Here is a 12314-nt window from a genome sequence, read left to right as displayed (position 1 = left end):
TCCTAACTGATGCGTTTGAGGCAAAGGCGTGAATTCAGAAGGGCTCCTTACAAAAATGGCATTCCAGCGTACCGACGGTCGCCAACCTGACCAACTGCGTCCCATCAGCTTCGAGCGTCACTTCACCCGGTTTGCTGCTGGCTCCGTGTTGACCCGTTGTGGCGATACCCAAGTTCTTTGTACGGTCACCATTCAACCCAAAGTACCCAGATTTTTGGAAGGCAAAGGTCAAGGTTGGCTGACCGCAGAATACCGCATGCTGCCCGGTGCCACTCCCCAACGTCACGAACGAGAATTTCTTAAACTGTCTGGGCGCACTCAAGAAATTCAGCGCTTAATTGGCCGCAGCTTACGGGCTGCTCTCGATATGGAAGCCTTAGGCGAACGTACAATCACAATTGATGCAGATGTCTTGCAAGCCGACGCTGGCACCCGCACCACTGCCATCACCGGAGGCTTTGTCGCCCTCCAAGACGCGATCGCCCAACTGATCCAAAAAGGCGACCTAGAGCGATCGCCCATCCGTCACCAAATCGCCGCAGTCTCAGTCGGTTGGCTAGAAGACCAACCCATCCTCGACCTTAATTATGTAGAAGACGTAGCCGCCAAAGTAGACCTCAACGTCGTCCTCAACGACCAACTAGGCGTGATTGAAGTCCAAGGCACCGCCGAAGAAGGAGCCTTCAGCCGAACCCACCTGAATCAAATGCTAGACCTAGCCGAAAAAGGTATCCAAGAGTTATTTGAAGCCCAACGTCAGGCGTTAGTGGATTGATCTGCTCCCCTAGCCCCAATTCTGGGGGGAATTAGAAACTAAGTGTCTATAACTTGCCACTGATAAGACTTGCCACTAATAACTAAAGCCCCTCTGGAGGAGGTGTGGAGGACGCAGCCGTCCTTCAGCGGGGGTTTGGGGGCGAGTGCCCCCAAGGCTCGGATTTCACAATGCCAAATCTAGAAACCCTGCCTGTTAGTCGTTTTAAGCCAAATCACAAACAGTTAAAAATCATTGCGGGTTCCCCAGCCATTAAGCTACACAACAAACTGCTATATCCCAAGATAGGCATGAGTTTGACGCGATCGCCCCCTCTCCCTAAGCCCAATGTGCCTACACTCACCTCCCCAACATCTTTGAGACAATCAAAAGCGACTCACACTATAAACCCATCACACCCCACGATTGCGATCGCTGAGCCGTTACTTCCTTAGTGCCAGAAGGTGTAAGAACTTTTTGCCAAAGGTTTTGACTTCTGCAATTTCCCTCAGCGGAGTGGTCGATGACAACCGAGATTAAGGGACACCGGATATGAAATTGGCTTACTGGATGTATGCAGGCCCCGCCCACATTGGCACCCTCCGCATTGCCAGCTCTTTCAAAAATGTGCATGGCATCATGCATGCTCCCCTAGGAGATGACTACTTCAACGTCATGCGATCGATGCTAGAGCGGGAGCGAGACTTTACCCCAGTAACCGCCAGCATCGTAGACCGCAACGTCTTGGCCCGTGGCTCTCAAGAAAAAGTAGTAGATAATATCACTCGCAAAGACGCAGAAGAGCATCCTGACCTGATCGTGCTGACTCCCACCTGCACCTCCAGCATTCTGCAAGAAGATCTGCAAAACTTCGTCGATCGCGCCCAAGAAGCCTCCGTCGCGGATGTTCTACTAGCTGACGTGAACCATTACCGCTTCAACGAAATGCAGGCTGCCGATCGCACCTTAGAGCAAATCGTGCAGTACTACATCGCGAAGGCCCGCAAAAAAGGCGACCTCCCGGAAGGCAAAACCGCCAAGCCCTCGGTCAACATCATTGGCATCTCTACCCTGGCGTTCCACAGCCACCACGACTGCACCGAGCTGAAGCGGTTGATGGCTGACTTGGGCATTGAGATCAACGAGATCATTCCAGAAGGAGCATCTGTTCTCAATCTCAAGAACCTGCCTAAAGCTTGGTTTAACTTGGTGCCTTATCGCGAACTCGGCTTGATGACAGCTCGCTACCTCGAAAAAGAGTTTGGCACTCCTTATGTAGACATCACGCCGATGGGTGTAGTAGAGACGGCTCGTTGTATTCGCAAGATTCAACAAGTCATCAACGCCCAAGGTGCAAACGTTGACTACGAAAACTTTATCAACGAGCAAACCCTGCATGTCTCGCAAGCTGCCTGGTTCTCTCGCTCGATCGACTGCCAAAACCTCACAGGTAAAAAGGCCGTAGTCTTTGGCGACAACACCCACGCCGCCGCCATGACCAAGATTCTGGCCCGTGAGATGGGGATTCAGGTAGTCTTAGCAGGCACCTATTGCAAGTACGATGCTGATTGGTTCCGCGAGCAGGTCAGCGAGTATTGCGACGAAATCTTGATTAGTGATGACAATGGCGCAATTGGAGATGCGATCGCCCGCTTGGAGCCTTCTGCCATCTTCGGCACCCAAATGGAGCGCCACGTCGGCAAACGCCTCGATATTCCCTGCGGTGTCATTGCGGCCCCCATCCACATCCAAAACTTCCCCATCGGCTACAAGCCATTCCTCGGTTACGAAGGCACCAACCAAGTCGTCGATTTGGTCTACAACTCCTTCACCCTCGGCATGGAAGACCACTTGCTAGAAATCTTCGGCGGCCACGACACCAAGGAAGTGATTACCAAGGGCATCTCTGCCGACTCTGACCTCGGTTGGAGCCGCGATGGCCTAGCTGAACTCAACAAAATTCCTGGTTTTGTCCGTGGCAAGGTGAAGCGTAACACCGAGAAATTTGCTCGCGAACGTGGCATCGGCGAAATTACCGCTGAAGTACTCTATGCAGCCAAAGAAGCGGTTGGTGCTTAAGCCACAGTCCTAAAATCTTTTGATGAGGATGTTTACACCAAGCATCCTCGTTTTTTATGCTTGTGCGCTTCGAGATTTGAAATACCAGTAGAGGTTGGCAACCGTCAAATCTGGGACTTCTTGCCAATTGGATGGTGAGAGGGCTTTTTGACCCGAGGCTAGGGCTTGTTGGCTGATGTAAGCTTCATGAGCTTGTCGTAAATCTGGTTTGATTAGGAACTTGAGCTGATCTCGCAAAGCCAAGAAATGAGATTTTGATTTTGCAGTGTTGTACAACAATTGTTCTACGGGTTGGTCTACCACAGGCGCTTCTTGAAAGGTAGCGCTCTCTTCAGAAGTTGGAAGTTCTGTATTTGATAAATCCTTATATTCCTCAGGAGATAGAGATTGCCTCCACTCAGCATGGCCTTGCCAAGACTGCAATGCTGCCAAATCATGCATGTAAATCCGAACAATTTCTGGAAATATAAAATCTAGTTCTTCCTCAGATTCGCAGCGTTCTGCAACCGTCAGAATATCTTTGCGAATTTTTTGTTGAAGCTGAGAGATGCGATCGCTGACTAGCTCATGAGCATCTTGTGATTGATAGGCTAGTGCAATTGCTTGCTCGATCGCCCAAGAACATTCGCGTCTACGAAGAATTCCTGCCGAGCTAGCATCCTCTAAAAGTTGAGGATTATCGTAAGCAGCTAAAGCATTGAACAACATCCCCTTCGCTAAATCGATTTGAGCGCTTCGCTGGCCTAGATTTTGTAACTTAGCTGCATCCCTAAGACAGTTTATTCCTTGGACAAAATGACCATAAGCTTGAGCTAAAACTATACTATGCTGCTTAAATTCAATATCTTCAGCAACTTCGTCAATTCGCTGCAAAACCATTTTGTTTTGATCTTTTAGCGCCTGCTTTAAATCAATGAAGCCGTTAACGACTTCTAACCTTAACTGCTTAACGTCTTCTCGTAACTTCATGGTCTGATAAAGATTTACTGCTGTGAGAGCTACCCCTACTACTGTGCCAACTCCAATTAGTGCCGTAGTTGCTTGCAAAACTCCTACGCTAGTTTGAAGGGTGTCTAGCATTGCATAAGTTTTTTGAAATCCTCTATGGGTCTGAATAATTTGAAATCCCCCTATCAAAGGTGATACAGGACTACCATTTATTACACCTTTAAGGACAGCACCACCAATATCAGAAACTAGTTCGGGCAAAGCCTGGTCATTAAGAACGCTACCAACTGCATGACCAGCAAAGCGACCATTTAAGTCCATTACCATACTCAGTGGTACGCCAGATTTAGAAATCACTTGCTTGTAAATGCCAGCAGCAATACCAGCTTGAATATGAGGAGGAAAAATAAAAGTCATCATGTGGCTATCCAGCTAATGTTGAATTTGGGAAAACTGAGATATATTCTAGTTTCTAATTCTATATACAGGCACCGGAGATTCCACGGATGAATGAACACTTAAGAATTTTTCAAAGTATTGAACAATCTGTTGACCAGCTATTAAAAAATGAATATAGCTCCATAGAATCCAGAGAGATGAAGGGGACTGCTACAAACCTTAATGCGTCGATTCAACCCTGCATTCAAGAAATAAGGCTATCTGCCCTCAAGTTAAAAGAATTAATTAAACCTTGTTTTCAGAATTTAATTGAAGCTGAAGATGTTTGGAATAGCAAGCTAAGAATAACTGAAACTTCTAGGGACAAGATCTGGCAGGAGATTGGAGAAATTAGTGCCTATCACTTCAGAATTCAAAAACTAGCAACCCATCAAAAAGCTAAATTAATAGAAGAATCAAGAAGCTTGTGGAAAGAACGCATCGAAGAATCAAGAAAAACATGGTTTTTGGACGGAAAAAAGCAACTTAAAGCAGGGATTGGCTGGCCCAGAAAAGAGGATTTTAGTAAATATATGCTTTCAAAAATGACTTCACACTTTCAACAAGTGGATAGTCACATTAAGAAAGACCTTAACTTACTAGTTAAAGAAGTTGACAACCAGTATTCAATTATTATCAAATCCTATGCGAGTCTTTTTGACTTGAAAAGCAAAAATAAATTAGTAATAGAGATCGACAAAAGACTAAAAGAAATGCAATTAAGTTGCACCAATTTATTGCCTAGCCTTTCTAGTAGCTATCTCAAAGGCGTTTTTTCTCCAACTTTCAATGCTTGGAAGAGTCAATGGGGAGACATTCCATGGACTGAAGTTGCCAGGCTCGAAGAGGAAGTTACGGGAAAGAGTGATCAAAGGATCAAATTTATGATTGATAGTAGAGTGGACTTGATGAAAAAAGCTTTAGAACAGGCGATCGCTTTCTACAATGAGTTTTTAGAGGAGCAAGAGTGTTACCAACAAGAAACACCAGAGCAACGATTAGCTGAGAAAGCTTGGATCGATCATCAACGCCAGGAGTTAGAGAAGTTGAAAGCCAGCTTTAATAGTATTCTTGAGAGTTCCACCAATTAAATTTTTGGTGTTTATATAGATGATAAAAAAATAATGTTTTATAGAAGCTTATTGATTAGCTAAACTCGGTATGTAAAAGAACAATACCGCAATCATTACTCTTGCGGTTGCTCAACTTATGAAGTTGAATACTGAGCATATGCATTCACCAGTTTCTAGGAAGGGCGACCGCCCCCAAACACCTAGTTGCTACTAATTGTCTGTCGCAAAGGCAAACTATCGCGATTGAGTTGAGCCTTGAGAGTTTCTAGGTAATCGAGCTGGGATTTGTAGTCGGCGGCAGTTTTCTTCCATTGGACTTTGCGGTGGAGCGCAGCGCGGGCTAACTCCTCTCGGCCTTGTTTCAGAGCAGCCATAGCCACACGGTGCCAAGTGTTCTCTTCTTTTTGGGCGTGTTGATACTGCGGTCGGAGGGTACTTTCTGCCGAAGCAATGTTGTCTAGCGCTTGGCGGTACAACTCCATAGACTTAGCAGGAGATGAATTGTCGATCGCCTCATTGATCAACTTGTCAGTTCCAGGCAAGCTAATTCTGACAGCATCTAAGCCAAAATTGCGAAGTTGAGCACTTTCATTCACTCCGGTTTTGCACCAAGTGGTAAAGTGCTCACAATTGTTGGTCGTGAGATTGTAAGCTGATTCCCCAATGCGGCTCTCGGCTCGTTGTATTACCACATCGGGAAGATAGGAAGTGGTGTAGCGTTTCACATAGACGGGTTGCCCCATCGCAAACTCCGCCATTGAGGTGCGCGAAATCCTGGCCACTTCGGTTTTGCGGTAGTGAATTACTGTACCGTCGCCACAGTCGATGCCGTGATGCTCATAGAGACCTGGTAGCCCCATAAACTCGCGCATCACGTAGATCTGATCTCCTCGTGCCATGAAATAAATATCCTGTCTAGAACTGCTGATCTGCCAACTCGATCCTAGACTGCAATTTCTGCGATCGCCGTTGCTACCTCACGCGCAGTTGTGTAGCGCTGTTCTGGCTGAGGATGGGTGAGCGTGCGAATGACGGGAATTAAAGCAGGCGGCAAGTCAGGGACATACTCAGCGTAGAGCCTCGCGCCTTGGTCGCGATGGCCGTAAAACAAGTTAGGGTCTTCCCCAGTGAGTAAATAAATCAGGAGTGGGCCGAGAGCATATAAATCAGATGAGATCGAGGTTTCACCCACTTCTTGCTCAGGAGCCATATACCCCGGTGTGCCAATGGGGTTACCAGGTTCGACTGCCGCAACCTTAACTGATCCAAACCCAATTAAAGCAATTTCATGTCCGCTGACTGGGATGGCTCGTCTAATTAAGTGCTGTGGCTGTAAGTCTCGATGCAGAACTGGAGGCGTGAGGTTGTGGAGATAGTCGAGCGCTTCACAAATTTCTGTCATCCAAGCGATCGCCTGAACCAGAGATATGGGACCGCTCGCGGCGACATCTTGGGCTAAGCTGTGCCCGTAGATCAACTCCATCGCCAAATACGGCTGCCCCGATACGGCAAAAGTATTGATTAACCGTGGCAAGCCAGGATGATTAAATTGCTTGAGTAAATTGACTTCCTGCGCCAATAAGTCTTTAGCTTGCGGATGGTCCGACCATTCTGAATTTAAGGTTTTGAGCACGACGCTCTGCCCGTCTCGCCAAGCCCAGTAAGTAATGCCCATCTCGCCGTGATTCAGCGTCTGCAAGACCTGGTACTTGCCCAAAAGCTGCTGAATTTGGAGCGGTTCGCCACAATCTAGGCAAAAGCGTAGTTCCGGGCTAGCCCGCTGATGCTGACAACTTACCTTGGTGGCTGGAACTGGAGAGATTTTAGTAGGTTCAAGTTGCCGTTCTCCAGCAACGGTGACAACCTTTCTTGCGCCCGTGGTTTGAGTAGAATCAGGCTCCTCCAACGGAGCGGGTAACCGCAAATGCGGAGGCACAGGAATCGTGCTGACTTGAGCGCTAGTCTCCTCTAAAACATCGCTAGCGTCTTCGTCTAGTTTGGTTCGTGCTTGTTGAGCCAAGGTACGCTCTCCAGAGAGCGTTTTAGGCAGTTCTTTCATTGCCTCAGCCCCAATGCGAATCTGAATATTCGGCCCAGAGCGGGCAAGCCGAATAATTACCCCATCAATGACAGGCGCGTGCGTGATGCGCTTGCCCTCTAAGTAAGTACCATTGGTTCCGATGCTGACAATTTCCCAACTAGAACCATTACGCCGCACTTCAACATGGTGACGCGACACTACTGCACTGTAGAGCACGACATGATTGTCCGTTGACCGCCCAATTCGAATCACTGGCTCTTGATCGAAGACCCAGGTTTGCACCGGAATATGCTGGAGAGGATGGAGGAGAGTCAGAGTAATCACACTGGCGATGCTAAGTCTGAAATAACAGAAGTATCGCAGCCGAGGCAGCAATAACTTTAGAGCTTTTCTATATCCTAATCCTAGGCGGCTTCAACTTAATTTCGTTGAGCAATTTTCCATCAATTGATGGTAGTTCAGAGTTGGCAAAGTGAGCAATTATTTGTTTTTTATTTGCAAACGCAGCCCAGAGGCTAGAGGGCTTACGTCGCTAGCTCTCTAGTAGTTTTAATTCGATAAAATTGTTAAGAAGTTATTAAGAAATCTGGAATAAAAAGGTGACTCGATCGCCCTTTCCTAAAGAAATGCGATCGCCTGAGCGCAATCGATGGCGATTGCCCAAGGGGATCAACATGTTGTTGATGTAGGTGCCATTAGAGCTACCCACATCCTCAATGTAAAACGCATCTCCCTCCACCCGAATATCCGCATGGATACGAGAGACGATCTCTGAGTCAGGAAACCCAGACACATCAATATCTGGAGGAATGCGATCGTTCCACTTGCCGATGTGGATGAGAGACAACTGGGGGGGCAATTCCAGAGGCGTATCGGTGCGTAAATGCAGTAGTTTGGCTGTCTGTTGTTGCAGCCGCGTGTGGGAGTCGCTAGAGACGACCGGAGATGGCACGGGAAAGTCACTTGCGAGGGGTGGTGGGAGCAATTCCTGGCCTAGTGATCCAGAGAGAGGCGCAACATCAGGCAGACTGTTGCCTAATTCATTGCCTTCTGGCCCCAAAGAATTAGTGGTAAATAGATCTGACTGACTGGCTGAACTAGAATTACCGGGTGTCGCTGCTCCTACAAATTCTACAAAGGAGGGCATGGAGGTTTCCTCAACACCCGGTAGTGGGGTATTAGTGCGTAGGTTAAAGCCACACTGACCGCAGAAATTAGCATCTGTCTGTACAGTTGCACCACAGTTGGAGCAGTTGGTAGTGGCAGGTAACGGGGTGTAGCAAGCCTCGCACTGCACTGCGCCTTCAGGATTTTGGTGGTTGCAATTGGGACAGACAATCATGAAAGTTTCTCTTCTGCCGAAATCATGCCAGGGGATAACCAGACAGCTAGTCTAGTACTCAATCTTAACCATTTATGGCTTGTCCAGCGGCAGCGTCAAATAACCACCAGAGTTCTCCTTGCGGTTGGACTAAGCGAGCTGGATAGGTCATGGCATCGGCTGTAGGGGCAAAAATTTCTTTGAGAGCGGCTTGCTTGTTGGCACCAGCCACTACAAATACAACGTATCTGGCGGCATTAATCAGGGGCGCAGTAAAGGTGAGGCGTGGCTGACCATCTTTATTTCCCACAGTAATCAGCCGATCTTGCACTTGTAGGGCTGCTGTATGCGGAAACAAAGATGCCGTATGCCCATCATCCCCTAAGCCCAAGAGAATCACATCCAAAGCAGGCAAGGCTTGACCCTGTACCTGTAACACTTCTCGTAGATGAGATTCGTAGTCTTGAGCCGCGATCGCCGGATCAGCAGCCGCAGTTGGCATTGGGTGAATATTCTCGGCAGGAATCTGGACGCGATCGAGCCAAGCTTTACGAGCCATCCCCTGGTTGCTGTCTGGGTGATCGGCAGGAACGTAGCGCTCATCGCCCCAAAACACATGGATTTGGCCCCAAGGCAAATCTTGAGTCGCGAGAGCTTCGTATAGTGGCTTAGGCGTACTCCCACCGGACAGGGCGATGCTGCATTGTCCTCGGTCTGCGATCGCCGCTTGAATTTTTTCTACAACCACTTCCAGCGATCGCTGAATCAGAGCTGTGGTGTCTGGCAAAACTTCTACAATTTTGTTCATTGGTTTTTGATGAGGCAGGTCTATAGGCATGGTAGAGGTGATGCAGTTCTATCATGCTGGCATCAAGGATTTCTCAAATATTCCTTATGTATAAATAACTGAGCTTTAACCTAAATCAGCCTTGTTGGGTAGATACACAGCTTAGAGTTGCATAACTGTTTTTCCAGGTTTGCAGGCTAGGGACCATCCGAGTATTAAGCATCACTCTTTAAACAGCTCCCAAATCTACCTAACTTAAAAACTGCTAGTTAATTTTTTGTGTAACTAACATATTGACCGCTTTAGATCAATCTAGCTTTCAGTGATATGGCACTATCTATCACTGACTAGTTAGGTTGAATTTAGATAAATGGTTGCCAGTTATGGCGCGATCGCAGGAGGAAAATACTGTAGCCAGAAACTTCCTAGCTGCATTTATAACAACGATCGCGTCCCTGTCAATACTTAGATAAATTAAAAAATGAATTATTAATGATTGCTTAAAGGCAATTTTAAGAGGAATTAAAAGTTACCTGAAAGAAGTAAATTGATTTGGAATTTAACCTGTTACGTATTTATAATTTCCTCTGACCCGCTAACCTTGACTTGTCTAGACTGAAAGAATTTACTAGCGGTTGTACTTGACACATTGTCCTGTTTGCTCGCAAGTGAACAGGGATAACAAACGAGTATGCTGAATCTAGCTCAGCTTGAAGCAGACAATCACTAAACCACTCTGAAGCCCAATGAAAGCAACTGATAGCCGTCAACTCTCTGCGATCGCCTCCCAAACGCTCAAATACGTGGGAATCATTTTGATTCTGGCTGCTCTGATTGACTATGCCGTGTTGCTGGTACCCTCCGATGTACCCGCCAAACTCAGCAGCTTAGAAGGACTGAAATGGCAAATCGCCCTATTTAGCCAATTTGTCGATCGCGGAGTTGTGCCACTGCTGGGTTTTGTCCTCCTATTCACTGGAGTTTGGGTTGATAGTGTTTCGGGTGCACCTCCAGAGCGACAAAAAGCTTGGCAAAACATCAGCTTTGCTTCTCTCTTGCTAGCCAGCCTGCTGGGTTTTGTCTTCTTAGTATTGTCGCCTCTACATTTCAGCAACACCTACCGAGCGAACCAGCAAACCCGGACGCAGATTTCTCAAGAGGCGGGACAAGCAGAGGGACAACTCAATCAACAACTGCAACAAATTAACAGTTTGGTCAAAAGCGACTCACAACTAAATCAAGCGATCGAGAGTGGACAGATCAAAGGGGAACAGTTAGCCCAAGTCCAAGCTCTAAAGAGCCAGATTCAGCAACAACTCCAATCTGATCCACAAGCACTCGATAAAAAAGCGAAAGATGCTCAAACTCAGATCCGCACTCGCCGCCTCGATTTAGAAAAACGTGCCAATGCTGAGTTTCTCAAGTCTGGATTGCGGGTAGGACTCAGCAGTTTGCTCCTAGCAATTGGGTACATTACGGTTGGTTGGACTGGATTGCGGCAATTGGGAGCAGGGTCTCGGAAAGCGACTCGCTAGTTATAACTTCAAGAGTATCTCTGGCTGCACGAGCCTATAAGCACTGACATGCCTAAGGCTGGGGGGTGCCTCTCTACCAACGCAATGCCTCTGCTGCACTAACCTCCCCTCACCCAAAAAGCTGAGCTATGTTCTCGATTTACATCCTCACCTACAACGAAGAAACTGAGATTGCGGCTTGTATTGAGTCAGCTTTGCTCTCAGATGATGTGGTTGTGGTTGATTCCTTGAGCAGCGATCGCACAGTAGAGGTGGCCCAGCGCTATCCTGTCCGAGTTGTGCAGCATCAGTTCGAAAGCCACGGACGGCAACGAACTTGGATGCTCCAATCAGTTCCGGTCAAGCATGAGTGGGTTTACATCCTAGAAGCAGATGAGCGGATGACGCCAGAACTGTTTCAAGAATGCCTCACAGCAATGCAAAGCCAGGACTACATCGGCTACTACGTGGCTGAGCGAGTGATGTTTCTAGGGCAGTGGATTCGGCGCAGCACACAGTACCCCCGCTATCAAATGCGGCTCTTCCGCCGCGATCAGGTTTGGTTCGATGACTACGGCCACACCGAGCGCGAGGTGTGTAATGGCCCCACCGGATTTCTGAAAGAAACCTATCCCCACTACACCTGCGGGAAAGGCTTGAGTCGGTGGATTGATAAGCACAACCGCTACTCCAGCGACGAAGCCCAGGAAACCCTAAAGCAGCTAGAAACGGGCACCGTCAAGTGGCAGGATCTATTTTTTGGCTCATCCGAAGTAAAACGACGGCGCGCACTCAAAGATTTGTCTTTACGGTTGCCCTTCAGGCCGCTGATTCGCTTTTTCTACATGTATTTCTTGCTGGGCGGCATTCTGGATGGCCGAGCGGGGTTTGCTTGGTGTACCTTGCAAGCTTTTTATGAATACCTAATTCTGCTCAAAGCTTGGGAAATCAAGCACTTGCCGCCGCCCGTGGTGTCAGAAGATGATGTTTTGGCGATCGCTGAACCTACTGAGATAGATTCTGTGACGGTCAATTGACAACTGTATTCTTGATTCCATAAATATCAAATCCAGAAAAGCAGTATTCTCGGATACATAGCAGGCCGCAAACAGGTAATAATTGCTCTAAGATATGCCTTTGGTTATCGGATGCAGTCCTGCTGCTCCGGTAATTTTTGGAATAAACATTAAAATTGAAATAAATCTTTACAAGGTTGACAAATAAGAGAAGACGCTAAGTTGTCACCGTTCCCTTGAGGCAGCTAATCAGGGATTCAAATAGACAGGGCACAATGGAAGTAATCCTTCCTGAGAAACCAAGCTCAATAGACGGTTTCCGTCTAAACTCCTTACCGCTCAG

At 47.5% G+C, this 12314-nt stretch carries 11 protein-coding genes; 6 read left to right on the top strand and 5 right to left on the bottom strand.

Annotation, left to right across the window (positions count from 1 at the left end; translation table 11 throughout):
• Positions 1 to 55: 55 nt before the first annotated feature.
• From rph to bchB, 3 genes are all read left to right on the top strand, one after another.
• The gene (gene rph, locus NDA01_RS15445) at positions 56 to 775 is read left to right on the top strand and encodes a ribonuclease PH (RefSeq protein ID WP_190550236.1); all 720 of its coding nucleotides are present in this window, start codon (positions 56 to 58) and stop codon (positions 773 to 775) included.
• Positions 776 to 879: 104 nt separating this feature from the next.
• Entirely contained in the window at positions 880 to 1209 is a 330-nt protein-coding gene (locus NDA01_RS15440; protein WP_348228624.1) for a hypothetical protein, read from the top strand.
• A gap of 97 nt (positions 1210 to 1306) precedes the next feature.
• The gene (gene bchB, locus NDA01_RS15435) at positions 1307 to 2833 is read left to right on the top strand and encodes a ferredoxin:protochlorophyllide reductase (ATP-dependent) subunit B (protein ID WP_190432398.1); all 1527 of its coding nucleotides are present in this window, start codon (positions 1307 to 1309) and stop codon (positions 2831 to 2833) included.
• Between the two features lie 54 nt (positions 2834 to 2887).
• Here bchB and NDA01_RS15430 read toward each other — a convergent pair whose 3' ends face one another.
• On the bottom strand, positions 2888 to 4201 hold the full coding sequence (locus NDA01_RS15430; RefSeq protein WP_348228623.1) for a hypothetical protein: 1314 nt from the start codon (positions 4199 to 4201) through the stop codon (positions 2888 to 2890).
• Between the two features lie 86 nt (positions 4202 to 4287).
• Between NDA01_RS15430 and NDA01_RS15425 the strand changes: the two genes are divergently transcribed.
• Positions 4288 to 5310: a hypothetical protein gene (locus tag NDA01_RS15425; RefSeq protein WP_348228622.1), complete on the top strand. Its 1023-nt coding sequence runs from the start codon at positions 4288 to 4290 to the stop codon at positions 5308 to 5310.
• 182 nt (positions 5311 to 5492) lie between these two features.
• Here NDA01_RS15425 and NDA01_RS15420 read toward each other — a convergent pair whose 3' ends face one another.
• The 4 genes from NDA01_RS15420 to pgl all read right to left on the bottom strand — a co-directional run bounded on the left by NDA01_RS15420 (position 5493) and on the right by pgl (position 9462).
• Positions 5493 to 6191: a lecithin retinol acyltransferase family protein gene (locus NDA01_RS15420; protein WP_348228621.1), complete on the bottom strand. Its 699-nt coding sequence runs from the start codon at positions 6189 to 6191 to the stop codon at positions 5493 to 5495.
• Between the two features lie 44 nt (positions 6192 to 6235).
• Positions 6236 to 7657: a protein kinase domain-containing protein gene (locus tag NDA01_RS15415; RefSeq protein ID WP_348228620.1), complete on the bottom strand. Its 1422-nt coding sequence runs from the start codon at positions 7655 to 7657 to the stop codon at positions 6236 to 6238.
• Positions 7658 to 7910: 253 nt separating this feature from the next.
• Positions 7911 to 8675 (bottom strand): double zinc ribbon and FHA domain-containing protein, encoded by a 765-nt coding sequence (locus NDA01_RS15410; RefSeq protein ID WP_348228619.1) that lies wholly within the window; start codon positions 8673 to 8675, stop codon positions 7911 to 7913.
• Positions 8676 to 8739: 64 nt separating this feature from the next.
• Positions 8740 to 9462: a 6-phosphogluconolactonase gene (gene pgl, locus NDA01_RS15405; protein WP_348228618.1), complete on the bottom strand. Its 723-nt coding sequence runs from the start codon at positions 9460 to 9462 to the stop codon at positions 8740 to 8742.
• Between the two features lie 725 nt (positions 9463 to 10187).
• Between pgl and NDA01_RS15400 the strand changes: the two genes are divergently transcribed.
• Positions 10188 to 10976, top strand: a complete 789-nt coding sequence (locus tag NDA01_RS15400) for an HpsJ family protein (RefSeq protein WP_348228617.1) — start codon at positions 10188 to 10190, stop codon at positions 10974 to 10976.
• Positions 10977 to 11104: 128 nt separating this feature from the next.
• Positions 11105 to 11992: a glycosyltransferase family 2 protein gene (locus tag NDA01_RS15395; RefSeq protein ID WP_348228616.1), complete on the top strand. Its 888-nt coding sequence runs from the start codon at positions 11105 to 11107 to the stop codon at positions 11990 to 11992.
• The last annotated feature ends 322 nt before the right edge of the window (positions 11993 to 12314 follow it).

This window comes from Trichocoleus desertorum AS-A10, assembly GCF_039962155.1.
Lineage (GTDB): Bacteria > Cyanobacteriota > Cyanobacteriia > FACHB-46 > FACHB-46 > Trichocoleus.
This window is presented reverse-complemented; position numbering and strand designations above follow the sequence as displayed.

Bases quoted from the DNA above. Each gene is read 5' to 3' on its own strand.
- rph (WP_190550236.1), top strand. From the start codon at position 56: ATGGCATTCCAGCGTACCGACGGTCGCCAACCTGACCAACTGCGTCCC.
- bchB (WP_190432398.1), top strand. From the start codon at position 1,307: ATGAAATTGGCTTACTGGATGTATGCAGGCCCCGCCCACATTGGCACC.
- NDA01_RS15430 (WP_348228623.1), bottom strand. From the start codon at position 4,201: ATGATGACTTTTATTTTTCCTCCTCATATTCAAGCTGGTATTGCTGCT.
- NDA01_RS15425 (WP_348228622.1), top strand. From the start codon at position 4,288: ATGAATGAACACTTAAGAATTTTTCAAAGTATTGAACAATCTGTTGAC.
- NDA01_RS15420 (WP_348228621.1), bottom strand. From the start codon at position 6,191: ATGGCACGAGGAGATCAGATCTACGTGATGCGCGAGTTTATGGGGCTA.
- NDA01_RS15410 (WP_348228619.1), bottom strand. From the start codon at position 8,675: ATGATTGTCTGTCCCAATTGCAACCACCAAAATCCTGAAGGCGCAGTG.
- pgl (WP_348228618.1), bottom strand. From the start codon at position 9,462: ATGAACAAAATTGTAGAAGTTTTGCCAGACACCACAGCTCTGATTCAG.
- NDA01_RS15400 (WP_348228617.1), top strand. From the start codon at position 10,188: ATGAAAGCAACTGATAGCCGTCAACTCTCTGCGATCGCCTCCCAAACG.
- NDA01_RS15395 (WP_348228616.1), top strand. From the start codon at position 11,105: ATGTTCTCGATTTACATCCTCACCTACAACGAAGAAACTGAGATTGCG.